The 24,155-nt window shown below is 47.1% G+C and carries 26 protein-coding genes and 1 pseudogene; 1 reads left to right on the top strand and 26 read right to left on the bottom strand.

Going from position 1 to position 24,155, the window contains the following annotated elements:
• Window positions 1–3: 3 nt before the first annotated feature.
• The 3 genes from AF333_RS36645 to AF333_RS02435 are packed head-to-tail and all read right to left on the bottom strand — an operon-like array spanning window position 4 to window position 1,981.
• Window positions 4–1,107, bottom strand: coding sequence for an NADH-quinone oxidoreductase subunit C (locus AF333_RS36645; RefSeq protein WP_043067566.1), 1,104 nt, complete (start codon window positions 1,105–1,107; stop codon window positions 4–6).
• A complete protein-coding gene (locus AF333_RS02440) occupies window positions 1,104–1,622 on the bottom strand; it encodes a NuoB/complex I 20 kDa subunit family protein (RefSeq protein ID WP_043067565.1) in 519 nt (172 codons plus the stop codon). Before AF333_RS02440 ends, AF333_RS36645 begins: the two co-directional genes overlap by 4 nt.
• Window positions 1,613–1,981, bottom strand: coding sequence for an NADH-quinone oxidoreductase subunit A (locus AF333_RS02435; RefSeq protein ID WP_043067564.1), 369 nt, complete (start codon window positions 1,979–1,981; stop codon window positions 1,613–1,615). Before AF333_RS02435 ends, AF333_RS02440 begins: the two co-directional genes overlap by 10 nt.
• A gap of 189 nt (window positions 1,982–2,170) precedes the next feature.
• Here AF333_RS02435 and AF333_RS02430 point away from each other — a divergent pair, with 189 nt between their 5' ends.
• Window positions 2,171–2,659, top strand: a complete 489-nt coding sequence (locus AF333_RS02430; RefSeq protein ID WP_043067563.1) for a low molecular weight protein-tyrosine-phosphatase — start codon at window positions 2,171–2,173, stop codon at window positions 2,657–2,659.
• Between the two features lie 139 nt (window positions 2,660–2,798).
• Here the strand turns inward: AF333_RS02430 and AF333_RS02425 are convergent, their stop codons facing one another.
• The 23 genes and pseudogenes from AF333_RS02425 to AF333_RS02320 form a co-directional block, all read right to left on the bottom strand.
• On the bottom strand, window positions 2,799–3,203 hold the full coding sequence (locus AF333_RS02425) for a F0F1 ATP synthase subunit epsilon (RefSeq protein WP_043067562.1): 405 nt from the start codon (window positions 3,201–3,203) through the stop codon (window positions 2,799–2,801).
• 31 nt (window positions 3,204–3,234) lie between these two features.
• Window positions 3,235–4,638 carry a F0F1 ATP synthase subunit beta gene (atpD, locus tag AF333_RS02420; RefSeq protein WP_021624446.1) on the bottom strand — a complete coding sequence of 468 codons (1,404 nt, stop codon included), beginning with the start codon at window positions 4,636–4,638 and terminating at the stop codon, window positions 3,235–3,237.
• 30 nt (window positions 4,639–4,668) lie between these two features.
• On the bottom strand, window positions 4,669–5,529 hold the full coding sequence (atpG, locus tag AF333_RS02415; protein WP_043067561.1) for an ATP synthase F1 subunit gamma: 861 nt from the start codon (window positions 5,527–5,529) through the stop codon (window positions 4,669–4,671).
• Window positions 5,530–5,597: 68 nt separating this feature from the next.
• Window positions 5,598–7,109 carry a F0F1 ATP synthase subunit alpha gene (atpA, locus tag AF333_RS02410; protein WP_043067560.1) on the bottom strand — a complete coding sequence of 504 codons (1,512 nt, stop codon included), beginning with the start codon at window positions 7,107–7,109 and terminating at the stop codon, window positions 5,598–5,600.
• A gap of 21 nt (window positions 7,110–7,130) precedes the next feature.
• The gene (locus AF333_RS02405; protein WP_043067559.1) at window positions 7,131–7,670 is read right to left on the bottom strand and encodes a F0F1 ATP synthase subunit delta; all 540 of its coding nucleotides are present in this window, start codon (window positions 7,668–7,670) and stop codon (window positions 7,131–7,133) included.
• The gene (gene atpF / locus AF333_RS02400) at window positions 7,667–8,170 is read right to left on the bottom strand and encodes a F0F1 ATP synthase subunit B (protein WP_043067558.1); all 504 of its coding nucleotides are present in this window, start codon (window positions 8,168–8,170) and stop codon (window positions 7,667–7,669) included. Before atpF ends, AF333_RS02405 begins: the two co-directional genes overlap by 4 nt.
• Window positions 8,171–8,292: 122 nt before the next feature.
• On the bottom strand, window positions 8,293–8,514 hold the full coding sequence (atpE, locus tag AF333_RS02395; RefSeq protein WP_043067557.1) for a F0F1 ATP synthase subunit C: 222 nt from the start codon (window positions 8,512–8,514) through the stop codon (window positions 8,293–8,295).
• 75 nt (window positions 8,515–8,589) lie between these two features.
• A complete protein-coding gene (atpB, locus tag AF333_RS02390) occupies window positions 8,590–9,381 on the bottom strand; it encodes a F0F1 ATP synthase subunit A (protein ID WP_043067556.1) in 792 nt (263 codons plus the stop codon).
• 28 nt (window positions 9,382–9,409) lie between these two features.
• Window positions 9,410–9,787 carry an ATP synthase subunit I gene (locus tag AF333_RS02385; protein WP_043067555.1) on the bottom strand — a complete coding sequence of 126 codons (378 nt, stop codon included), beginning with the start codon at window positions 9,785–9,787 and terminating at the stop codon, window positions 9,410–9,412.
• Between the two features lies 1 nt (window position 9,788).
• Complete coding sequence (locus AF333_RS02380; RefSeq protein WP_021624454.1) at window positions 9,789–10,007, bottom strand: AtpZ/AtpI family protein; 219 nt, start codon at window positions 10,005–10,007, stop codon at window positions 9,789–9,791.
• A 259-nt stretch (window positions 10,008–10,266) separates the two neighbouring features.
• Window positions 10,267–11,457 carry an acetyl-CoA C-acetyltransferase gene (locus AF333_RS02375; RefSeq protein ID WP_043067554.1) on the bottom strand — a complete coding sequence of 397 codons (1,191 nt, stop codon included), beginning with the start codon at window positions 11,455–11,457 and terminating at the stop codon, window positions 10,267–10,269.
• Window positions 11,458–11,557: 100 nt separating this feature from the next.
• Entirely contained in the window at window positions 11,558–14,353 is a 2,796-nt protein-coding gene (locus AF333_RS02370) for a phosphodiester glycosidase family protein (RefSeq protein ID WP_052812290.1), read from the bottom strand.
• A gap of 169 nt (window positions 14,354–14,522) precedes the next feature.
• Complete coding sequence (locus tag AF333_RS02365; RefSeq protein ID WP_052520637.1) at window positions 14,523–15,251, bottom strand: CsxC family protein; 729 nt, start codon at window positions 15,249–15,251, stop codon at window positions 14,523–14,525.
• 144 nt (window positions 15,252–15,395) lie between these two features.
• Window positions 15,396–16,160 (bottom strand): annotated as a pseudogene (gene wecB, locus AF333_RS02360) (non-hydrolyzing UDP-N-acetylglucosamine 2-epimerase); the annotation flags it as partial.
• 1 nt (window position 16,161) lies between these two features.
• Window positions 16,162–16,449, bottom strand: a 288-nt coding sequence (locus tag AF333_RS34515; RefSeq protein WP_235497002.1) for a UDP-N-acetylglucosamine 2-epimerase, incomplete at its 3' end; no start/stop codon positions are given.
• Window positions 16,450–16,487: 38 nt separating this feature from the next.
• Window positions 16,488–17,117 (bottom strand): uracil phosphoribosyltransferase, encoded by a 630-nt coding sequence (gene upp, locus AF333_RS02355; protein ID WP_043067552.1) that lies wholly within the window; start codon window positions 17,115–17,117, stop codon window positions 16,488–16,490.
• 246 nt (window positions 17,118–17,363) lie between these two features.
• On the bottom strand, window positions 17,364–18,614 hold the full coding sequence (locus AF333_RS02350; RefSeq protein ID WP_043067551.1) for a serine hydroxymethyltransferase: 1,251 nt from the start codon (window positions 18,612–18,614) through the stop codon (window positions 17,364–17,366).
• Between the two features lie 158 nt (window positions 18,615–18,772).
• A complete protein-coding gene (locus AF333_RS02345) occupies window positions 18,773–19,342 on the bottom strand; it encodes a TIGR01440 family protein (RefSeq protein WP_043067550.1) in 570 nt (189 codons plus the stop codon).
• 183 nt (window positions 19,343–19,525) lie between these two features.
• Window positions 19,526–19,969: a ribose 5-phosphate isomerase B gene (gene rpiB / locus AF333_RS02340; protein ID WP_043067549.1), complete on the bottom strand. Its 444-nt coding sequence runs from the start codon at window positions 19,967–19,969 to the stop codon at window positions 19,526–19,528.
• 318 nt (window positions 19,970–20,287) lie between these two features.
• Window positions 20,288–21,199, bottom strand: coding sequence for an intracellular short-chain-length polyhydroxyalkanoate depolymerase (gene phaZ / locus AF333_RS02335; RefSeq protein ID WP_043067548.1), 912 nt, complete (start codon window positions 21,197–21,199; stop codon window positions 20,288–20,290).
• A gap of 18 nt (window positions 21,200–21,217) precedes the next feature.
• Window positions 21,218–22,507 (bottom strand): methyl-accepting chemotaxis protein, encoded by a 1,290-nt coding sequence (locus tag AF333_RS02330; RefSeq protein ID WP_043067547.1) that lies wholly within the window; start codon window positions 22,505–22,507, stop codon window positions 21,218–21,220.
• Between the two features lie 110 nt (window positions 22,508–22,617).
• Window positions 22,618–23,295, bottom strand: a complete 678-nt coding sequence (locus AF333_RS02325) for a low molecular weight protein arginine phosphatase (RefSeq protein WP_043067546.1) — start codon at window positions 23,293–23,295, stop codon at window positions 22,618–22,620.
• Window positions 23,296–23,407: 112 nt separating this feature from the next.
• Entirely contained in the window at window positions 23,408–24,148 is a 741-nt protein-coding gene (locus AF333_RS02320) for a ZIP family metal transporter (protein WP_052812289.1), read from the bottom strand.
• Window positions 24,149–24,155: the final 7 nt, after the last annotated feature.

Here is a 24,155-nt window from a genome sequence, read left to right as displayed (position 1 = left end):
TCCTCATACCTCCTCATCGTATTGTACATAGTCTTTGCGAAGCGGATGCCCGACCCAGGTGTCAGGAAGCAAAATTCGCTTCATGTTGGCATGGCCTTCGTACGTAATACCAAGCAAATCATACGTTTCCCGCTCAAACCAGTCTGCACCAGCCCAGATATCCATTACGGATGAAACCTTGGCGTTATCCCGGTCCACCTTCACTTTGACACACACATTGTTACGATGCTTGTAAGAGTATAAATAAACGAGAGATTCCATATAAGTCTCGTAATCTACACCAAGGCTTAGAGATAAATAATCAAACGCCAATTCCTCATGATCGTGCATGAAGCGGGCAACATCATGCCACTTCTCTCTCTTAACAATTAATGTAGGAATATGCTCGCTAAGCTCATTAATATATGAATCCTCCAGCACATCCGAGCCAAACTTTTCTGTTATAACTTTCACAATCTTATCCAATACCGGTTGCTTCGGTGACGGTTTCTTGGGCTCTTCCGCCTCCGTGCCCACAGCTCCACCGGTTGCACCGGTTGCTTTTGCTTTCGCAGCGGCGGCTGCGGCGGCTTTCGCTTTGGCAGCAGCTTTGGCCTTCGCATCATCAGCTCCGCCAGTTGCACCTGCTGCTTTTGCTTTCGCAGCGGCGGCAGCGGCAGCTTTCGCTTTGACGGCTGCGGCGGCTTTGGCCTTCGCATCTGCGTCTCCATCATTAGCTCCCTGCGCTTTGGCCTTTGCAGCGGCGGCAGCAGCAGCTTTCGCTTTGGCGGCTGCGGCGGCCTTGGCTTTTGCAATAGCATCCGCATCCCCTTCAGCCGACTTTTCACTCGCTCCTTCCGCTTCCATTCGTTTGCGTTTCGCTTCGGCAGCAGCCTTAGCAGCGGCGGCGGCTTTTGCCTTTGCAGCTGCATCCGCTTTAGCTTTTGCTATGTCTTCCGTACCCGCTTCTGATGTATTACCGGGTTGAGTTTCATCGGAAGTATTTCCCTGCGTAGATTGTGCGGCTTCCGCTTCCATCCGCTTTCTTTTGGCTTCGGCTGCAGCTTTGGCAGCTGCAGCCGCCTTTGCTTTTTCTTCTGGTGTAGGCTTCTTTTTCTCTTCACTCATTCACCGGTCACCTTCTTCCCGGTTTTGGCTTCATATCTAATTTTCTCTTGCAGTTTATTAATTCCATAAATTAATGCGGGCGGGCTTGGAGGACATCCCGGAATATATACGTCAACCGGAACGATCTGATCTACCCCTTTAACAACAGCATACGAGTGAACATAAGGACCACCGGCCGTAGCACAGGAGCCCATAGCGATAACCCATTTCGGTTCGGCCATTTGATCGTATAAGCGGCGAACAAGAGGAGCCATCTTCTTCGTTACCGTTCCCGAAACGATCATGCAGTCAGACTGGCGCGGTGAAGCCCGGTAGAATACGCCGAAACGGTCTGTATCCCAGTTAGCTCCGCCAGTTCCCATCATTTCAATGGCACAACAGGCCAGCCCGAATGTAAGCGGCCAGATGGAATTGCTGCGCGCCCAGGCTTTCAGCTGTTCAACCGTACTGAAAAGCACATTGCGTTCAAGCTCTCTGCGTTCTTCTAAGCTGATATTCTCTAAGTTCAGTTCCATTCCAACACCTTCTTTTTCCAGGCATAGATTAACCCTATTATCAGCAGTGTAATAAAAATAAGCATTTCGACTAGTGCGAATAATCCGAGGCTGTCATAGGCTACCGCCCACGGATACAAAAATACAGTCTCAACATCAAATATTACAAACAACAAGGCAAAAATGTAATATTTAACGTTAAACTGCACCCAACTGGACCCTACCGGGTCAACCCCACTCTCATAGGTTTTTCTCTTTTCCTCGGTTGGATTACTTGGACGCAAAAGTCGCCCAAATGTAAGCGCAACCACAGGTAAGAGAACACCTAGAGAGAGAAAAATGACAACAAGGAAATAATTGTTCGCATATAATGTCGCCATGTCTTTCCCCCTACCTTCACTTGTAAATTTTTATAATAAAACAAGCAAAAAAACAGGAAATTGTGGAAAATCCCATACAATTATACCAAACGGCTTGGGCACTGTCTAATAGTGGAATTCCAAATCTTATGATACATTTATATAGTGATATGCATCAAAATAACTAACTATATATAAGGAAGTGATTATTTGAAAACAAAGAAAATTCGTGTCATATTTGTTTGTTTGGGAAATATATGCCGCTCTCCACTGGGGGAAGGAGTGTTCCGACATCTGGTGGAAGAAAAAGGATTAGTGGAATACTTCATTATCGACTCAGCTGGCACTGCAAGCTACCATGCAGGCGAGCTTCCGGATCCGGGTTCCAGACGCATAGCGGAAAAACATGGAATCTCACTGAACGGACAATATGCCCGACAGTTCATAGCAAACGATTTAACCCAGTGGGATTATATTATTGCTATGGATTCTACAAACCACAGCAACATTCGGCAGTTAGGCGCCCTATCTTCCGGAAATCTTCATCTGATGCGCGAATTCGATCCGGAAGGTTTAGGAGATGTACCTGATCCATGGGCGCGTGGCGATGAAGCGTTTCTTGAAACGTACACGATCATTCGCCGCTCTTGCGAAAAACTGCTTGAACATATTATCAAGGAGCATCACCTGCCACAATAATCTTTCCTTTCCTCATTATAACATACAAAGCAAATATTAGCCCGCAAAGAAAAACTCACGAGCGTTGCTACTCTTCCTTTTACAATTCAAAAAAGCTCTCTCCGAAATCTTCGAAGAGAGCTTTTTGATTATGCTATATTTACTTTCCAGCGACATCAAGACGTGTCAACGCGCGTTGTAGCGACATCTGGGCACGTTTGAAATCAATATCTTCTCTTCCGCTTTCAGCAAGGCGGCGCTCGGCGCGCTCTTTTGCTGATGTTGCGCGGTTTACATCAATCTCGTCAGCAAGCTCGGCAGATTCCGCAAGAATAGTCACTTTATCCTTACGAACTTCCATCATACCGCCGCTGACCGCGATTTTATCATCTGCGCCATCGTGTTTCTTAACCAGAATCGGAGCAATCTTAAGCGGAGTAACCATCGGAATGTGATTGGGCAGAATACCCAGATCCCCTTCTGCGCCTCTGGCTACGACGATGCGAGCGTCTCCGCGGTAGACAACCCGTTCTGGAGTAACGATTTCGACTTCAATTGTATTCATTTACGAAACCCTCCCCATTATCAGGGTTGAACTACTGCATGCTTTTCGCTTTTTCAACCGCTTCTTCGATTGTTCCTACATAAAGGAACGCCGCTTCCGGAAGATCGTCGTGCTTGCCTTCCAGAATTTCTTTGAAGCTGCGCACCGTTTCTTTAACCGGCACATATTTTCCAGGGAAGCCAGTGAATTGCTCGGCAACGTGGAATGGCTGAGACATAAAACGTTGAATTTTACGTGCACGGTTTACGGTTTGTTTATCTTCGTCAGACAACTCATCCATACCCAGGATGGCGATGATGTCTTGAAGTTCTTTATAACGCTGCAGGATAGACTGTACGCCGCGGGCTACATCATAGTGTTCTTGGCCTACAACTGCAGGCGACAGAATACGGGATGTAGAAGCAAGCGGATCTACCGCAGGATAAATACCAAGCTCGGAAATACCACGGTCAAGGTTAGTTGTCGCATCCAAGTGGGCAAACGTTGTTGCCGGTGCCGGGTCAGTATAGTCATCCGCCGGTACATAGATCGCCTGGATCGATGTTACAGAACCTTTCTTCGTGGATGTGATACGTTCTTGCAGCTGTCCCATCTCTGTTGCCAGTGTCGGCTGGTAACCTACCGCAGACGGCATACGTCCAAGCAGCGCGGATACCTCGGAACCAGCTTGTGTGAAACGGAAGATGTTATCGACGAACAGAAGTACGTCACGGCCTTCTACATCACGGAAGTACTCAGCCATTGTCAGACCCGTCAAGGCTACACGTAGACGTGCTCCTGGTGGCTCATTCATCTGACCGAATACCATGGATGTTTTGCTAATAACGCCGGAGTCTACCATCTCATGATAAAGGTCGTTCCCTTCACGGGTACGCTCCCCTACACCTGCGAAGATAGAGTACCCGCCGTGCTCTTGCGCGATGTTATTGATAAGTTCTTGGATTAGTACGGTTTTACCTACACCCGCACCGCCGAACAGACCTATTTTACCGCCTTTTGCATACGGTGCAAGCAAGTCTACAACCTTAATACCTGTTTCCAGTACTTCATCTGCCGTAGATTGCTCTTCAAATGCTGGTGGTTGGCGATGAATTGGATGATATTCAACATCCGCTGGAGCTTCTTTCAAGTCGATCGGCTCACCCAGTACGTTAAATACGCGACCGAGTGTTTTCTCACCAACCGGTACAGAAATCGCTTTGCCTGTATCGACAACTTCCATACCACGTACCAGACCGTCTGTAGAAGACATGGCAACGGTACGGACTACATTATCGCCCAGGTGAAGAGCAACTTCGAGAGTCAGCTCAATTTTCTTACCGTTATCAAGTGTATCATCAATTTTAACAGCGTTATAAATTTCAGGCAGGTGACCGCGTTCGAATTGAACGTCTACGACCGGACCCATTACCTGAAGTACGCGTCCCTTGCTCATCTGTTTCCCTCCTATCTAACGCATCGAATCCTATTCGAGCGCGCTGGCTCCGCCAACGATTTCCGCGATTTCCTGTGTAATCGCCGCCTGGCGGGCACGGTTATAGAACAGTGTATAACGTTCAATCATGTCTGTTGCGTTATCTGTTGCGTTGCCCATTGCCGTCATGCGGGCACCATGCTCACTAGCTTTGGCGTCCAGCAATGCACTGAAGATAAGGGTTTCCGCGTACTTCGGCAACAGGTCTGCAAGCACCTCATCCGCAGATGGCTCGAAGTCGTATGTCGGTGTTCCCTCCACCTTCTCGACATCAGCCAGCGGAAGCAGACGTAGTTCCGTCGGCTCTTGCTGGATGGCACTTACGAACTTGTTATACACGAGGTACAGTTCGTCGATTCCACCGTCGGCAAACATTTGAACGGCGCCACGCGCTACGTTCCTAATGCTTGCGAATGTCGGTGAATCGGACATGTTCACGAACTCCTCAGAAATCGGATAATTGCGCTTCTTAAAGAAATCGCGACCTTTACGGCCCAATACGAAAATCGTATATTCATCCTGGTTTTTATGGCGTTCAGCGATGGTACGAGATACCATGCGAAGTACGTTTGCATTATACCCGCCTGCAAGACCACGGTCAGATGTGATAACCACATACCCCGTTCTTTTTACAGGACGGCTATCAAGCATCGGATGTTTAGCACCTGACGTACCAGCTGCAATACTCATAACAACTTCACGCATTTTTTCTGCATATGGACGAGCCGCTTCCGCTCTCTCCTGCGCTCGGCGCAGCTTGGCGGCGTCAACCATTTTCATTGCTTTTGTAATCTGGCGTGTGTTCTGCACGCTTTTGATGCGTGCTTTTATTTCACGAAGTCCTCCGGCCACGTTTGTTCACCACCTTTGTTCCTTGAATTAGTCGCTTTGTCATCTACTGACGCAGCTGTGTTTTCCTATTACTCGGATACAGCAAAACCTTTTTTGAACTCGTTGATTGCCGCGTTCAATTGGTCTTCCGGTGGTAATTCCTTGGTATTAACAATCGTGTCGAAGATTTCTTTCTTATTATGATCGATGTAAGCATGCAGTTCTTTCTCAAAGCGAAGCACGTCAGCTACCGGAATATCATCCAGGAAGCCTTTCGTTGCCGCATAAATAGAAATAATCTGCTTTTCAACCGACATCGGCTCGAATTGGCCTTGCTTTAGAATTTCAGCTGTGCGCTCACCACGAGTCAGACGAGCTTGTGTTGCTTTGTCCAGATCAGAACCGAACTGGGCGAACGCTTGTAGCTCGCGATATTGAGCAAGGTCAAGTTTAAGAGAACCCGCAACCTTTTTCATTGCTTTAATCTGAGCGGAACCCCCTACACGAGATACGGAGATACCTGTGTTAACCGCCGGACGTTGACCGGAGTGGAACAGGTTAGACTCAAGGAAAATCTGTCCGTCTGTGATAGAGATTACGTTCGTAGGAATGTAAGCAGATACGTCTCCTGCTTGTGTTTCGATAAACGGCAGAGCAGTCAAAGAACCCCCGCCAAGGTCATCGCTCAGCTTCGCAGCACGCTCTAAGAGACGGCTGTGTAAGTAGAATACATCCCCTGGATATGCTTCACGACCCGGAGGACGGCGGAGCAGAAGGGACAGCTCACGATATGCGGCTGCTTGCTTGGAAAGGTCATCGTATACGCACAGTACGTGCTGACCTTTATACATAAAGTATTCACCCATCGATACCCCTGCGTATGGAGCAAGGTATAGCATCGGAGCTGGGTCGGACGCTGTCGCAGAGACAACGATTGTATACTCAAGCGCACCATGCTTACGAAGCGTTTCTACTACGCCCGCAACTGTAGATTGCTTTTGACCGATAGCTACATAGATACAAATCATGCCATTGCCTTTTTGGTTGATGATGGTATCGAGAGCGATCGCCGTTTTACCTGTTTGACGGTCACCGATAATAAGCTCACGCTGTCCACGACCGATCGGAATCATCGCATCGATGGCTTTCATACCTGTTTGCAGCGGCTCATGTACGGATTTACGTGCCATAACACCTGGTGCCGGGCTTTCAATCGGACGGAATTCCGTCGTTTCAATAGGTCCCATACCATCAAGCGGCTGACCAAGCGGGTTTACAACGCGGCCAAGCATTGCCTCACCTACTGGAACCTGCATAATACGGCCTGTACGTTTTACTTCATCGCCTTCACGGATATCCGTATAAGGTCCGAGAATAACAACACCCACGTTATCTTCTTCCAGGTTTTGCGCCAATCCCATAATGCCGTTCGAGAATTCAAGAAGCTCACCGGCCATAACGTTTTGCAAACCGTGAACGCGCGCGATACCGTCACCAACCTGGATAACCGTGCCCACATCCACTACTTGGATGTCAGATTTATATTTTTCAATCTGTTGTTTAATCAGAGAACTAATCTCATCTGGTCTGATTGCACTCACCTTATGGTTCACCCCTATCTATCATACTTGGGCTTGCTTAATTTGCTGTGTGAAGCGAGCCAACTTGCCTTTGATGCTACCATCATACAGTCTATCACCGATGCGCACGATGATACCGCCGATAATGGAAGGATCGATTTTCGTTGCTACACGCAGCTTTTTATTTACTTTCTGTCCGAATTGCTCGGCCACTTTTTCCAGTTCGGCCTCAGTTAACGGTTTTGCCGTAATTACTGTAGCGTCGGCAAAGCCTCGTGCCTCATTAGAAAGCTCTGTGAATTGCTTCGCGATATCGTTCAGTTCATCTTCACGACCACGCTCTAGCAGAAGGTTCAAAAAGCTCAGCGTCGTTTCAGAAACTTTATCAGCAAATAATTCATTCAGTATGCCTTTCTTTTCCGCCGCCGTCACTTTTGGATGAGTCAAAAGCATATTCAGCTCATCGCTCTGCTTGATAATATCTGTAATTTGATTCAATTCAACCTCAGTTGTATCAATCGCCTGTTTTTCATTGGCTACTTCATACAGGGCGCGTGCATAGCGCTTTGCGACAGCACTCATACTTGACCGCCCACCTGTCTCATAAACTGCTCAATTGTGTCTTGCTGTTCAGCTTCTGACATTTCCTTCTCAATAATCTTGGAAGCAAGCAGCACGGAAAGACCTGCAACTTGATCACGTACAGAAGCAATTGCTTTTTCTTTCTCACGGTTAATCTCGAGCTTAGCATCTTCAATCATACGCTCCGCCCGAGCCTGGGAAGCAGCCATGATTTCCTGCCCCTCCACCTCCGCTTGTTTCTTCGCACGATCCAGAATAGCTTGTGCTTCTTCACGTACTTTCTTCAATTCAGCGCGTTGCTCCTGGAGCAATCCTTGCGCTTCCGCATTCGCTTTCTCCGCAGCTGCGATTTGCCCTTCAATATTCTCCTGACGCTTTTGCAGTATAGACATCGCCGGTTTCAAAGCAAATCTAGAAACAAGCAGTAATAGAATCAAAAATACGACAACCTGGAATATCATTGTACCGAATTCCAGACGAACACTGCCGAAGTCTAACAAAGTATGTCAACTCCTTTCCTCATTATCCGGAAAATCTACCTAAGTACAAAAGGAAGGCGAAGGATAACGGCCCCCGCCCCGGTAAAAGTATACAATTGCCGACGTTTCTCTTCTAAAAACGATTAGCCGAGACGTCCGAACAGCATGAAGCCGATAGCAACTGCGATGATCGGAACGGCCTCAACAAGACCCAGACCAAGGAACATAAGACCCATCAGACCGCCACGTGCTTCTGGTTGACGAGCAACACCTTCAATTGTACGAGAAACTACAAGACCATTACCGATACCTGCGCCAACAGCGGCGAGACCAAAAATTAAACCTAATGCAATTGCGAAATCCATTATGATTTCCCTCCTCAGCAAATTATCAAATTACTAGATTTTTTATCAATAAAAAGGTTGTTAGCTTGTTTTCTCTTAGTGGTCATCCACAACTTTTTGTGAAATGTACACTAGAGCAAGAGTAGTAAAGATGTACGCTTGGATTGTACCGACAAATAAGGAGTAACCCAACCAGACAACTAGTGGAAGACTTACCACTGCTACGGTACCCGCAAGCATAAATGCGATGAGTACCTCACCCGCGAAAATGTTACCGAATAGACGGAGCGGGAGTGTTAGCGGTTTGATGATGAATTCTTCCATTACATGCAGGATAAACATTAGCGGATGCGGCTGGAACCAGTGTTTTACATAGCCACCTGCATCCTTCTTAATTCCCAGATAGTGTGCGTATAGCAGCACCATAAGAGCAAGACCGAACGTTACGCTCGGCGAAGCTGTTGGCGATTTGAACCAAGCTACGCTCACACCTTTGACAGTATGACCGTCATGTTCCACTTCATGTGCGTTTTTGTCAAACACTTCCTGGGTAATGCCAATAGAAGGGTTCGGCTCTGTATGCAGTACATTGAAGTTCGCCATAACACCCAGCTGGTTACTTATAAAGATGTACAAGAAAAGCGTCAGGGCCAGCGATACAAACTTTGTGCTGGTTTTTGCGTCCATGAACTGGCCGGCAATTCCACGAACGAAGTCGATAACCCATTCGAAGAAGTTTTGCCATCCTTTCGGTACGCCTGTTGTCATATTTCTCGTACTAATCATAACAACGATAAATACAAGGATGGCGGTTAGAACAGACATTAGCATGGTTGGAAGATCAAAAGCCAACCCTGCAAATTCCAAATATGGAGAATAGTGTTCCATTTTCTCATTCACCCCTTTCGTAAGCGCGTTATTTTTTTATCAATAAATATTGAGAGATAGCAGATAGAAGTGTAACAATCGGTACAGTCATCAAGCCGATTACAACCCCGTAGAAGGAGAACATATGGGGCAACCTAAAGGAAACATAGACAGCGAAACCGGCAAGTAGAAAACGAGGTAGCATTCCCACTCCACGGAGCCGTTTACCAGGGTTAAGCGCCGCTTCTCCTGCCTGTAACGTTTTCACGTAAAGCACAAAGCCGTTGATCATGCTCACCAGCATGCCGAGGATAAGCCCTTGAAAGAATACGCGTTGCGGCATAAACAGCCACAATAGGACAACCCCTGTGAAGAGTATGAATATGTAACGAGATACCTGTTTAATCGATGAAGCAAATTGGTCCATGTTAATCTCCAAAGAACTGTTTCACCAGGAAAAACACTCCCAGTATACCGACTCCTAAACCGAACAATAAGCCAACAAGCAAGAACCATGGTTCGGTTCCCAGCCAATTGTCAACAGCCCGCCCGGCCCAAAAGCCAAAAATAACAGAGGTAGCCAACTCTACCCCTATCGTCCCTACTAATGCAAAAGCCCGCAAAGGTCCGTTCTTGTCCTGTTTCAACTACGGCACCCCTCCCGTTTTCCGCTTTCACACGATTCCAGTTTTCCCAAAAAAGTATGACAAAAAACGTCAATTTTCTTAAGAAAAGGCTAGGAACAATAGTCATAACTAGGCATGATCTATAATTGTCCCTAACCATAGTACTTAAGCATTTATCGTTTGTCAACAAGATGCAAACGGATTGTCACTTTTTCGACAAAACATCCTGTTTTATACGGTTAAAATATATTATTTACCCATTTAACACTTGACACAGCAACTATTTTTCCATTTCAACAATTGTAGCCACACCCTGTCCGCCGCCGATGCACAGCGTCGCCAAACCGTAACGGGAACCGCGGCGTTTCATCTCATGCAGCAGTGTTACAAGCACACGAGCCCCGCTCGCGCCGACTGGATGTCCAAGTGCTACTGCACCACCATTGACATTAAGCTTCTCATCCGGAATGCCTAGCTCGCGTCCTACCGCCAACGATTGCGCCGCAAATGCTTCGTTCGCTTCCACCAGGTCGATATCATCCATGGACAAGCCTGCTTTTTCCAACGCTTTTTTCGTGGATGGGACTGGACCAATCCCCATAATCGACGGGTCCACACCTGCGCTTGCATTAGCGCGAATAACCGCCAAAGGTGTAAGACCTAATTGTTCCGCACGCTCACGGCTCATCAGTACAAGTGCTGCAGCTCCGTCATTAATACCCGAAGCATTGCCTGCTGTTACCGTTCCTTCTTTCTTAAAAGCCGGTTTCAGCTTGCCGAGCTGCTCTACAGTTATACCTGTCCGCGGGAATTCGTCTTTGTCAAATAGAATAGGGTCGCCTTTGCGTTGCGGGATTTCCACTGGAACAATCTCATCTGCGAACTTGCCTTCGTTCATAGCTGCTTCTGTCTTCTGCTGGCTCCATGCAGCGAACTTGTCTTGCTCCTCGCGAGTGATATTGTATTTTTCAGCCAGATTCTCTGCGGTAATCCCCATATGGCAGTCATTAAATGCACACATCAATCCGTCCGACAGCATGCTATCGATTACTTTCTGGTCGCCCATACGGTATCCGGTACGTGCTTTCGGCATCAAATACGGTGCCAGGCTCATATTCTCCATACCACCTGCGACAACAATGTCTGCATCCCCGAGTTGTATCGCTTGTGCAGCCAGGTGTACGGCTTTCAATCCGGAACCACATAATTTATTAATAGTAGTAGATGGAACTTCATGCGGCAGTTCGGCCTTTATCGCAGCTTGGCGCGCCGGTCCCTGACCGAGACCTGCCTGCAGAATGTTCCCCATGATAACCTCATCTACTTGATCGCCAGAGATGTTCGCACGTTTCAGCGCTTCTTTAATAGCGACAGCACCTAATTCCGTGGCCGGAATGTTGCTTAACGATCCCATGAAGCTCCCAATCGGTGTACGCACTGCACTTACGATAACTACATCACGATTACTCATAAATTCGGCTCCCTCACTCTCACTTTTTTTGACAAATACTCGTACTATATTCGATTAAAAAAAAGTGAATTCCTGCTAGGGAGTACCGATTTAACACAAATTAAGAACTTTTCAGCATACTATTCAGCACTACGAGCGATTCAGCGCGTGTAGCGGTACGCTTCGGCCCAAAGTTTCCGTGTTCATCTCCGACAAGATATTCTCTCTCAGACAAGAAAAGAATACTCTCCTTCGCATAGGTAGAGAAAGAAGCTGCGTCCTTAAAGGAAGGATTGGCAATGGCTGGCTTGTCCGCATTTCCATATCCCTTCTTCATCGCATTGTGCATGATAACCGCCATCTGTTCACGGGTAATCGGTTTGTCCGCTCCGAATGTTCCATCGTCAAACCCGGATACAATTCCCTTCTCCACAGCAGCTAAGATAGATGCCTGCGCGTACGTTGGCAGCTTATCCTTAAATGGAGACTTGGCTGCAGGAGGATTATTTTTCGTCCAACCAAATGCCCGATCCATAAATGACACGAATTGACCGCGGGTAACCGGAAGATTCGGCCCCATCTTGTTAGGGGCAATACCGCTGACGATGCCTTTTTTATTCATTTCCACCAGTACTGCTTCCGCCCAATGCCCCTTAATATCAGTAAATCCGGAGCCCGGGGCAGGAGCCGGTGGAGGTGTAACCGGCGCCGTGCTTCCCGCATACTCCAGAGACATCTCGTCAAAGTAAAGTACGCCCTGCGGATTCAGTGTCGAATCCTCTGGATCTACCACATACAGACTTTTTAGCGATACCGGATAGGCGATGTCCGCTGGGAAGCTTGCTTCAATTTCTTTCCAGTTCGTCCAGTTGATTTCCTTGGCCAGATCTACATAATGCACTTTTCCTTTTGCATCAGCCAGTTCAGCACGCAGCCAGTGACCGCTGTTGTCACCATATACCCACAGCTTCATACCGAGCGGCTTACCTGGCATTGCCAGCGTAGACGTTCCGAAACGTCCATAAGCGAAACGTGTATCTACGTTAGAGGAGCCTGTAAAGTTATATGCGAGACGAAGTGCTTTGCCAGACGCTTTTACCGGTTCATCTCCTGTCGTCTGACGGAAGGAGCCGTTAGCGCTTATGGAAGCAGGAATCGCATTGTAGCTAAGCGTAGTCAGATTATCCGTGTTGGTCCAGAACGACCACTTTGTTCCCACGCTAACCGGAACTTTGCGAACGATGTCATTGTAAGACACGACTAGCTCGCCCGATTTATTCGTCTGTCCCGCCTGAATGGTAAAGCCTTGCAATGTACCAAGTCCAGGAGTAATCGATGCTTTCACTTCACCAGGAGATGCAGCAATAACTTGGCCGCTCTTTGTTTTCAACGAAACGGAGAAGTCGGTCTGCCCGCCGCTGCGAAGCGCCAATGGTGATGGTGAAATGACAATGTCCGTAACTTCCGGAGAGGATACATTCAGGCTCATACTCTTCTTCACACCTTGATATTCACCAGTAACTGTAATTGTACCGCTTCGTTTCGGAGTGAAAATATTCTTATTGAATGTGCCGTCCGCCGGATTAGCCGTCCAGGTGACTTGCGCCGGGTCCAGCTTATACGGATTGTAGTGTTTGTCGTATGCTTTAACAGTCATTGTAATCGGCTTGCCCATCATCGTCTTATTACCATTTGTAATGAAGAAGTTCGCGAACTCGCCCGGGGGTGCCGTATTGAATACAGCGAGACCTGTCGGCACATTACGCAAAGTCGAACCAAGTTTCGGTACATTCAGTACCGTCGTCTGTGTATCGCCTGGGTAGCGAGCTACCATTGTCGTGGAGCCTCCTCCATCCAGGTTAGCGGCATTATAAGCACCCAACTGTTTCATCAATTGAGCCAGCTCGTCCACCTCAACGCCACGACTCTGATTCGGCCCTTCCACTACTACCATATATAGCGTTTTCCCGTCCTGCGAGACTCCGAATGCAGTACGAGGCTGCTTACCTCCAATCGAGTCTGAAGGAATCTTACTAAGTGCGTTTCCGTCCTTCACCAGCAGCCAATGTCCGCCTACCGCGCTGGACAGTTCACGTTCACCTATCGGAAAATCGGTCGTTGTCTGAAGCGTTACTGTTACCGGAGAACCTACTTTAAAATGACTCAGCAAGTACTCCTTACCAACACCATGACCCCAGAGCACATATCCGCCCTGTGGAATCGAATAGCCGGTCTTATGACCGATGCGCATGTCTGTCACCTGATCGTTCACCACCAGGACCTCTACCGCATCATCATATCCTTTAATCGCACCCAGACTGGTCGCACCAAAATCGGATGTATACAGATTAATTTTATTCAAATGACTTTTATCGTTCGTCGGATTGTATTCTTCCTTGTTAACCCCTTGAATAACAGCAGTTGTCCCATCAGGTGCCTGTACTGTACCTTTAAAGCCTAAATGAGAGACAATTGCAGTCTTATCACTCAACAGGCCGAAAGAGTACCAGTTATTGATTTTTCCCATAGAAGATACGAGTTTACCTTTGTCGAGCACAATGCCGAACGGAGCCCCTCTACGATCCATACGGAAAAAATCGGCATTAATCGCCGCAACGGCTCCTTTTTCATCCGCCATTTTTTTGACGTTCTGGCGTTTCGTTAATTTCCCGGCAGTGCCATATACCGGCCCTACTTCCACATGCGGGTTGTTCAAATCCACCCGCGTAACAAAAACATTAGAAGCTTTTCCTCCAATTACATACCGATATTTCAGGAGGGTTGTCCCTTCACCCAACGGAGATTCAGACACCTTCTGCAGAGAGCCTGCAGCCATCGCCTGATACGGCATCTGCAAAGCGATCGCTGCCACAACCGCGATGAATGCAACGATTACCTTGCGTATGTAGTTACTCATCACCCTTCTCCTCTCTTAAATAATTGCGTGGTTTTTCCCAATTAATTTAGACGCCTTATGATAGGGAATAGTTTCTAAAATTTGTTCACTTTATGGTTCACAAATCAATTGTACAAGAAAAAAAGAAGAGCAAACAGCGCTGTTGCGCTGTCTACTCTTCTTGGTCATTTCAACGAGCATTGACACGCACCTGTTGATTTTGCAGGACTTTAAGAACAAGGTCAAGTACCATTTTTTCTACAAGTTCCGTGAATACACCTTCTTCGAATGGTCCATCCTTCAATGGTCTGCGGTTTGTCGCTTCATCCCACTCAGTGATGTCGCTTCGTACCAGTTCACAGAAGATCATTTCGTTAAAGAATTCCGTGCTCTGCTGGTGGAATTGAGATAGGTCATTGGACATCAACTCATCTTTTTCCGGAAAACCGGCTGGCAGCGGCTGGTTAACGAGGAAGTCGAATTCACGACGTACATTAAAGAACGGTCCGACAGGAGGCGTTAAGAATTCATCAATTTCCACTACACAATCAAACGGGATATCCACTGTCAACGAACGAATACGAGAAGATACTTCCTCTTTGTCTGCACAGAACGGTGTAGCATACTGAATATTTTTGCGGACAAAGCCGCTCAGGAACAGCTTGCCACGCGGCCCACGCGTCGTACGAGGCTGGATTAAGCGACATTGCGTCACTTTTACACGCTTTTTGATTTTCTTGATTTCAAGCACGGGGTCGGGAAATTTAATCCGTGCTTTCAACGGAATTTGAACGGATACTTCTTGTAAGAGCACAGGGACTTTCACAATACGAGCCCCGGCTGGTGTCAGGTTGCCAGGCGTAACAATCACGCCGTCGCATTCACCGATGCTTGCCGATTCATCAAAATTGATTGGCATAAGCAATTCCCTCCTTGAGATTTCACATAATGCATACTATGAGCGGTAAAAGGGAATCGGTATGGACAGTCCACCTAGGTCAAACGCGGAATTTCAATAAAAAAGAGCGCATAAAATGCGCTCCTGCCTTTTGTTTCTATTGAATTATCGCTGTGTTCCTATCGGAAGAAAGGGCGTAGGCTTCTCATTGCGAAGTCCAAAATAATGCAGAATGGCTTCGCAAATGCGACGGGACGCTTCTCCATCTCCATATGGATTCGCCGCTTTTGCCATATTATCGTACGCATCCTGGCTCATCAGAAGTTCATCTGCCAGAGCAAAAATTTTCTCTTCATCTGTTCCAGCTAATTTTAATGTACCGGCCTCAATACCTTCCGGACGCTCAGTTGTATCACGGAGCACAAGCACTGGTACACCAAACGCCGGTGCTTCTTCCTGTACACCGCCCGAATCGGTCAAAATCAAGTGAGCGCGGGACATAAAGTTATGGAAGTCCACCGCACCAAGCGGAGGAATCAGTTGAATCCGACTGTGCTCACCTAAATATGTAGCAGCGGCTTCCTGTACTGCCGGATTCAGATGAACCGGATACACTACCGCGATATCTTCATGCTTATCCACCAAACGGCGAATGGCACGGAACATGCGCGCCATTGGCTCACCAAGGTTCTCCCGGCGGTGGGCAGTCACCAGAATTAATTTCTTCCCAGCGAATTCTTCAAGCACTGGATGCTTATAGTCATTACGTACCGTCGTTTTCAAGGCATCAATAACGGTGTTGCCTGTAATGTAAATGGTAGCATCCCTTTTATCTTCCCGTTTCAGGTTCTCCGCCGCCTGAGCGGTTGGCGCAAAGTGTAAGTCAGAGATGACGCCCGTCAATTGGCGGTTCATCTCTTTACGGCGAATNTGTTGTCGTCGTGTCGCCGTGCACGAGCACCATGTCCGGCTTTTCGGTTTTCATAACGCCATCCAGCCCTTCCAGTACACGGGTTGTAATCTGGGTCAGCGTCTGACGCTCCTTCATTACATTCAAATCAGCATCTGGCGTAACAGAGAAGATGTCAAGCACCTGATCCAGCATTTGCCGATGCTGCGCCGTTACGCAAACAAATGGTTCAAGTTCTTCATATTGCCCCAGTTCATGCACAAGCGGTGCCATTTTAATTGCTTCTGGGCGTGTCCCAAACACTGTCATAATCTTTTTCCTGGTCAAAACTTCACCCCATCTCTGAATTACTTCGTTCCGTACAAGCGGTCACCAGCATCCCCGAGCCCTGGTACAATGTAACCGTGCTCGTCGAGCTTTTCGTCCACCGCAGCTACATAAATATCGATATCCGGGTGAACTTGATGGAATTTCTCGATGCCTTCTGGCGCCGCAATTAGACACATTAATTTCATATTCTTCGCACCACGGTTTTTTAAAGCTGTTACAGCGGCAACTGCAGAGCCTCCTGTGGCGAGCATCGGATCAATTACAATCAGCTCACGCTCATTAATATCGCTCGGCAGCTTCACATAATATTCTATCGGCTCCAGTGTCTCCGGATCACGATACAGACCAACATGACCAACCTTTGCGGCCGGAATCAGCTTCACCATACCATCTACCATACCAAGACCAGCGCGAAGAATCGGCACGAGTCCAACTTTTTTGCCGGCTATCACGCTTGTCTTACAGGTCATAACTGGTGTTTCAATTTCAATTTCTTTAAGCGGCATCTCACGTGTAATTTCATATGCCATCAGCATCGAAACTTCATCCACTAACTCGCGAAATTCCTTCGTGCCCGTACTTTTATCTCGAATATACGATAATTTGTGCTGGATTAATGGATGGTCGAATACATATACTTTTCCCATCAGGTGAGCCCCCTGTCTGCTTGTAAAAATATGTCGTCACTATTCATAGCTTTTTTACACTGCGATATATTATAGCAGACTGAAGTGCGAGATGCACTATCGTCAAAAAAATGAAATAAACTTACGGGCATTGTCGCTCGTCTTTTTTCTACAGTGAAGCCAAACAACCGCTTTTTGTCACTTGAGCAGAAAAAAGCCCCAAATGAACGATATGTTCATTCGGGGCTTTTATATCATGCATGATGATTAAATTTGAAGTTCTGGATACATCGGAAACTTCTCGCAAATAGCAGCAACGCGTTGACGTGCTTCTTCTTGCTTTGCTTCGTCCTGCGGATTTTTCAAGCAAAGCGCCATAATAGCGGCAACCTCTTTCATTGCTTCTTGATCAAAGCCGCGACTTGTAATCGCCGGCGTACCGATACGAATACCGCTCGTCACGAACGGGCTTGCCGGATCGTACGGAATGGTGTTCTTATTGCATGTAATGCCCACTTCATCAAGCAAATGCTCCGCATCTTTACCTGTCAGATCCATGTTGCGTACATCGATAAGAATAAGGTGATTATCGGTGCCACCTGAGATAAGCGTAAACCCTTCTTCTTTCAAAGATTCAGCCAGTTGTTTCGCGTTCGCAATGACACGCGCGCTGTATTCTTTAAATTCCGGTTTGAGCGCCTCACCGAATGCTACCGCTTTTGCCGCAATAATGTGCATGAGCGGGCCACCCTGAATACCAGGGAAGATAGATTTATCGATCGCTTTCGCATACTCTTCACGACACAGAATCATGCCACCACGAGGTCCGCGCAGCGTTTTATGTGTTGTCGTCGTAACAAAATCAGCATGCGGAACTGGATTCGGATGGTGGCCTGTTGCTACAAGACCCGCAATATGCGCCATGTCTACCATCAGGTAAGCTCCAACACTGTCGGCGATTTCGCGTAGCTTGGCGAAATCGATCTGACGCGGATACGCGCTTGCTCCAGCCACAATCATTTTCGGTTTATGCTCTTCTGCTTTCTGACGGATATCTTCATAGTCAAGCACTTGCGTTTCTTTATCTACACCGTACTCCACGAAATTGTACAGATTACCGGAGAAGTTAACCGGACTACCGTGAGTTAAATGTCCACCGTGAGAAAGATTCATGCCTAGCACAGTATCTCCTGGCTTCAAGAATGCGAAATATACAGCCATATTTGCCTGTGCTCCAGAGTGCGGCTGTACGTTGGCATGTTCAGCGCCAAACAGTTGTTTCGCACGGTCACGTGCCAGGTTTTCTACGATATCTACATATTCACATCCGCCATAATAGCGTTTGCCAGGATACCCTTCAGCATATTTGTTGGTTAACACCGTACCCATCGCTTCCATAACAGCTTCGCTAACAAAGTTCTCAGAAGCGATTAACTCGATTTTTGTGCGCTGACGGCCCAACTCTAATTTGATGGCTTCTGCTACTTCTTGATCATGTTTTTTTACGTGTTCAAGCATTTCCTCTTCTCCTTCTCGCGATTAATTAACAGAGAGCAAACATAAGAAAAACTTGCGGGCGCCTTCACTCGTCCTTTTTCCACAAAGAAGCCAAATGACTGCTCTGCTGTGCAAGCAACGTTTGGCACACGCCTTGCGTGTTTTTCAAGTGCTACGTATTAGTGACAACTTTCTTCCAGCAGAGTACGTTCATATACCGCGCGGAAACCGCCGACTAGCTTCGGGCGTGTTACCGCCATCGTTACGTGCGCTTCCCCCAACTGTTTGACCCGCGGTCTAACCGGAACAGCGACGGGCTTCAGATGCATACCGATAAACGTATCGCCAATATCAATGCCAGCATCAGCACGGATAGCTTCTACTACGACCGCATCATGCATTTTTCGGAACGCATTCGATGCCATGGCACCGCCCGCACGCGGAACAGGCACCACAGTTACTTCTGGCCAATCAAAACGCTCCGCCACTTCCCTTTCTATTACAAGCGCCCGGTTTAAATGTTCACAACACTGGAACGCTACAGAAAAGCCATGCTTCTGCCGTACTCCTTCAATCGTTTCGTACAGGGCAATCGCCACTTCTTCACTTCCTGCCGATCCAATTTGCTGCCCAATAATCTCACTAGTGCTCGTACCAAAAACGAGAACATGATTCTCGCCGAGCGGCTTTGCTTCCAGCAAGTCCTCTATAATAGAGGTAAGATCGTGCTGTAACTGTTCAATCTTCACGGGTTTTCACACCGCCTTTGATGAGGATTTACCTTATCCGACTCTTAACGAGCAGTAAAATCCCCCCCTCAAGACACTGAGGAAACAAAGAACATAGGCGGGGGATAACTGCCCGTAAAGGTCCGATTCGTTCAACTAACCATCCGTGGGGATGTGTGAAACCCTACGGATGAAAGTTTCACTTTATTGATTATCCTCAATTTCTTTAATTTTTTCTACACGTCGTAGATGACGTCCTGCAGAAAACTCCGTCCCCAGCCAAATCTTTGCGATTTCAAGAGCTAGGCCCGGTCCAACAACACGTTCGCCCATAGCCAACACATTGGAATCATTATGCTCACGTGTAGCCTTAGCTGTAAAGCAATCGTGCACCAGCGCACAACGAATGCCTTTAACTTTATTGGCAGCAATCGACATACCAACGCCTGTGCCGCAGATCAAAATTCCACGATCAAATGCGCCTGTCGCTACCTTCTCAGCTACGGGTAACGCATAGTCAGGATAGTCGACCGAATCTTCACAATTACAGCCGAAATCCTCATATTCGATACCTTCGGATTCCAGGTACTTTCTAATTTCTTCCTTTAATGTATAGCCGCCATGATCGGCAGCAATCGCCACTTTCACGTCCATATTCCTCCGTTTCTATTTATCCATTTGCCTTATCTGTATTATAACCGATTGGCAGCAAATGCATAGAGGATTTAAGACAACGAAACTGAAAAACTGTACATTTTTGATTATATAACATAGAACGTTCGGAAATAAACCCTTTTTTGTTTAAAAATAAGATTTAAAAGAATAAAGTTCGACATTTACAGCAGTGTTTCCCGGGAAATCGACTTATATCGACCTTCGCACCACACAGCTTTACACTAAAAAAGCAACGTTTGGCAGCGCCTCGCGATTTTTTCTTTCCTAACCATAAAAAAAGCGAAGACTATTTTACGTCCTCGCCTCTTCCTCATCTTCTATAAACCCAGTAATTACTTGAATTAATCCTGGCAGGTCATCAATTAATGCAGAGTGTCCGGTATCCAGATAGTGAATGCATGCATTCTCTCCAATATCTTTTTGAATATCGAGCGCCATCTGCTCTGGTACGACACGGTCTTTTCTGCCACTTAAAACGAGAACTGGCATCGTAATGCCGGAAGCTTTCCCGTTCCCTTGGCCCATTACCGTAATTTCACGGCTAATATTGAAAAAAGCGAGCGCATAATCGACATCAACAAGATTGCGCTGTGTCAACATATCATCAAGATATCTTTCATAACGTGCCTCATCTGGCTTATTATCATGATAAATCAGCATCTCCCATATCTGGCGAAGTGTATCTTTGTCCTTTGTCTCATACGCCCGTAGAATAGGAAGCACTTGTACAAGATCCTGCGCGATTTCTTCTTTTGTGTGCAGCGGCTGTGTCATAATCGGCTGTCCATGTTCATCTTTTTTAAAAATTGGATACCCTCTTGTACCGACAGATGCCAGTAAAATTAATTTGTTCACCTTCTGTGAATGGTCGGCTGCAAAATCCATTGCTACGCCTCCGCCAGTAGACCATCCCATCAACGTGAAAGAAGATAATCCGACCTTTTCTGTCCACTCGTTCAAATCAACGGCAAAATCGTGTAACGAATCAACTGGCGTATGATAGCTTGATTCACCGAATCCACGCATATCGACCGCATATATTTTATATTCGGAAGGCAAGGCCTCCATCAGTACATCCCAATGTAGCGAAGATGTCATATTACCGTGTACAAGCACGAGCGGGCGTGTTCCACCCATCCGTTCCCGATATGCCATTGTTTCCCCATTTGAAAGTTCCACATAATGTAAAGAGATGTCTGCCATGATGCATTCTCCTCTCTATTACAACTGGAATTTTGAAACGTATTCCTTTAATTGCTCGGATTGAGTCCGCAGCACCTGTCCCGCTGCCGCTACCTCTTCCATGAATGCAGTCTGTTCTTGCGCCGCCTGGGAAATGACTTCCGCGCCACGCGCCGTTTCATGCGCTACCTGGGCAACATCCCGGGCATCGCGCATCATCACCTTCATGCTCTCGCTTTGTCGCTCAATCAACGAAGCGATCCTTTCTACAGCGTCAACCACCTCATGTACCGAACCCGAAATGTTGCGCAGCGCCTGAGTAGTCTGCTCACCGCGTTTCGATTCCGTATCAGCAATAATCACCTGTTCCTGAATTTGTTTAACCGCACTCGTTACCTCACGTTGCATCTGCTCGATCAGCGTCGTAATATTTGACGCTGCCTTCCCGCTTTCATCTGCCAGTTGACGCACTTCATCAGCTACTACAGCAAAACCTTTGCCGTGCTCGCCTGCCCGTGCTGCTTCAATGCTTGCATTTAGCGCCAGCAGGTTGGTCTGTCCAGCTAGTTCGCTTACTACCCGTGTAATGTTACCGACTTGCTCTGCATTTTGTTCCAGACGACGCACCGTAGCAATAGAATGCTCATTTTCCTGCGCTAGTTTATGCATACCTTCCACCAAAGACTGAACAACCTTCCCGCTTTCCGTCAGCGTCGCAATCATCTGCTTGGACAATTGGCGGGAATTCTCCGCATAGTCGGTCGCCTCCCTGCACAATTCGTCTGCTGCTTCTACCGACTCTACCATCGTTCTCGTATGGCGCGCCTGATTTTCCGCACCATGCGCAATCTGCTCCATTGTCACGCTAATCTGCTCAATCTGAGTTGCGGCTTCATCCGAAGCGACTGTTAATTCAGTAACGCTTGCCGCGGTATGCTCTGATGAATAATTAATATCTTGAATCATTGTACGCAGGTTGTTAATCATCCGCGCAAATGAACGGGATAATGCGGCAATTTCATCACCGGAATCCATTTCCCGAATCTCTACCCGCAAGTCACCCGCAGATGCCCGGGATGCAGCCTGCTCCAATTCCACAATTGGCTTTACAAGCCAACGTGCGATAATCCATCCGAATATGCCCGACCAGATTACGCCAAGCACCAGCGTCAACAGAGTAAACAACCAATCCGGAATTATGTGAGTTACATAATCACTAATAACAAAAATGAAGAAAGCGCTTGTGCCATACGTTACAGCCGATAGGCCACTGATACCAAGCACGAGCTTTTTCACCAAACCAAATGAGTAAGCAGGTTTGCCCTCCATGATGTTCCCTCCCGCAAATCAAAAGATAAATGCCCTTATCTTTTATATCGGGTGAAAACCTCTATATTTACTGACAAATTTATTTTTATTTACGATGAAAATTTTTCATTCTATTTCAATGTATCAAGTAAGCGTAGTAGTGCTTTCTCAATCTCCTGTGCACATTCCTCATACGTATTCAGACTTCCACCAAACGGATCGGCAACATCATAGTCCTGCGTAACCCGCTCAAGCAACGCAATTTGGTTTCGCTCTTCCACTGTAGCCTGCATAATACGCTCTTTCCAGTCATCCAGCTTTTCGCGGACCAATTCAAGCCTGTTATATAATTCTTGATATTCCTCTTCAAGCTTACGAATCTCCTCACGGTGTTCATCCATGAACTTTTGCTGTTTTTCTTCCAATTGTTCATAGAGCTGATCCAGCTTAGCAAGCCGCTCTCGGGTTTCTTCGGAGGTATCCGTATATTCTTTCAGCGTGTATACTTTCTCGTGAAATTCAGGAAATTGCTGTACCAGCGTATTTTTGTGCGATTGGGTCATCGCCATAATAAGGTCTGCCCATTCTAGTAACTCGGCCGTTACCGCTTGCGAAGCATGTTTTTCCATGATGCCTTTGCGTTTAAGAATCGAAGCGGCGTGCGCAGAAGCAGCAGAACCCTCGGAAGCAAACAATCCGGCAGATTTCGCCTCTACCTCTATCCCACGTTCTGCCGCAAACTTTTTAAACATTTTTTCCGCCATCGGACTGCGACATGTGTTACCGGTACAAATAAACAAAATACGCATCCAAGTTCTCCCCTTTCCTGCTATTCTCCTTCATTGTCGTTGGAATAAGACGAAATTGCAAGGGTTGCAGGATAAACCTCTTTGTATTTTACCCTTCTTTTTCCTTTATTAGTCATAAGACCAAATGAAGCAAAGCCATCGCTATCAGGCTAAGCAACATCCCGAATTGTGCACTAAGGCGATGCATCGCAAGTCCGGTAGGGCCGAGTTCTTTCCAGACAAGATATGCCATGGCGCCTATCGCGAACGACATACCAAAAGTAATCGCTTCTGGACTGGACATAAAATACAGTCCGCCCAACCAGGCACCAGCCGGAATCGAAAGACTTATTAAAAAAGCCAGCAATAAAATCGAACGTCGACGCATCTTTCCTAGCAGAAAAGGGGCAGCCAAGCCGATCCCCTCAGGAATATTATGCAGTGACATGGATAACGCAATCATTACACCTGCACTATGATGAGCCTGAAAGCCAGCTCCTATTGCGATGCCTTCCGGTACATGATGAAGTGCAAGAGCAGCGGCCATCAACCAGCCTGCTCCCCTCCAGTCCCGTGACGTACGCTTATATCCTTCTTTACTGTCGCTTTCATGCGCCCCTCTATTGTGATGAAGTAGCCTTAGAAGCAACACCCCAACAGAAATACCTAACAAAACGCCATACCACTTTCCCTCCTGCAACGCCGCAGGCAGCAAATCGGCCAAAATGACCAAGGCCATAATTCCCGCAGACATTCCTAAATAAAAAGCCATTAACCTGCGTCCTGGCATTCCCATAACGAGCGTCAATAACGCTCCTATCACCGTGGTTAGACCCGTCCCCATACTAATTAGCAGAAGTTCATTCATTAGCATAAGCGCA

Origin of the sequence: Aneurinibacillus migulanus, from assembly GCF_001274715.1 — a bacterium.
GTDB classification, from domain to species: Bacteria; Bacillota; Bacilli; order Aneurinibacillales; family Aneurinibacillaceae; genus Aneurinibacillus; species Aneurinibacillus migulanus.
This window is presented reverse-complemented; position numbering and strand designations above follow the sequence as displayed.

Coding starts and splice junctions, on each gene's coding strand:
- atpE (WP_043067557.1), bottom strand. CDS start 8,514: ATGGATTTCGCAATTGCATTAGGTTTAATTTTTGGTCTCGCCGCTGTT.
- AF333_RS02370 (WP_052812290.1), bottom strand. CDS start 14,353: ATGAGTAACTACATACGCAAGGTAATCGTTGCATTCATCGCGGTTGTG.
- AF333_RS02375 (WP_043067554.1), bottom strand. CDS start 11,457: ATGAGTAATCGTGATGTAGTTATCGTAAGTGCAGTGCGTACACCGATT.
- AF333_RS02385 (WP_043067555.1), bottom strand. CDS start 9,787: ATGGACCAATTTGCTTCATCGATTAAACAGGTATCTCGTTACATATTC.
- phaZ (WP_043067548.1), bottom strand. CDS start 21,199: ATGGCAGACATCTCTTTACATTATGTGGAACTTTCAAATGGGGAAACA.
- AF333_RS02350 (WP_043067551.1), bottom strand. CDS start 18,614: ATGCTTGAACACGTAAAAAAACATGATCAAGAAGTAGCAGAAGCCATC.
- AF333_RS02440 (WP_043067565.1), bottom strand. CDS start 1,622: ATGGAACTGAACTTAGAGAATATCAGCTTAGAAGAACGCAGAGAGCTT.
- atpB (WP_043067556.1), bottom strand. CDS start 9,381: ATGGAACACTATTCTCCATATTTGGAATTTGCAGGGTTGGCTTTTGAT.
- AF333_RS02435 (WP_043067564.1), bottom strand. CDS start 1,981: ATGGCGACATTATATGCGAACAATTATTTCCTTGTTGTCATTTTTCTC.
- AF333_RS02320 (WP_052812289.1), bottom strand. CDS start 24,148: ATGCTAATGAATGAACTTCTGCTAATTAGTATGGGGACGGGTCTAACC.
- atpD (WP_021624446.1), bottom strand. CDS start 4,638: ATGAGCAAGGGACGCGTACTTCAGGTAATGGGTCCGGTCGTAGACGTT.
- AF333_RS36645 (WP_043067566.1), bottom strand. CDS start 1,107: ATGAGTGAAGAGAAAAAGAAGCCTACACCAGAAGAAAAAGCAAAGGCG.
- upp (WP_043067552.1), bottom strand. CDS start 17,117: ATGGGAAAAGTATATGTATTCGACCATCCATTAATCCAGCACAAATTA.
- AF333_RS02365 (WP_052520637.1), bottom strand. CDS start 15,251: ATGCCAATCAATTTTGATGAATCGGCAAGCATCGGTGAATGCGACGGC.
- AF333_RS02425 (WP_043067562.1), bottom strand. CDS start 3,203: ATGAATACAATTGAAGTCGAAATCGTTACTCCAGAACGGGTTGTCTAC.
- AF333_RS02325 (WP_043067546.1), bottom strand. CDS start 23,295: ATGCGTATTTTGTTTATTTGTACCGGTAACACATGTCGCAGTCCGATG.
- AF333_RS02405 (WP_043067559.1), bottom strand. CDS start 7,670: ATGAGTGCTGTCGCAAAGCGCTATGCACGCGCCCTGTATGAAGTAGCC.
- AF333_RS02330 (WP_043067547.1), bottom strand. CDS start 22,507: ATGGAGGGCAAACCTGCTTACTCATTTGGTTTGGTGAAAAAGCTCGTG.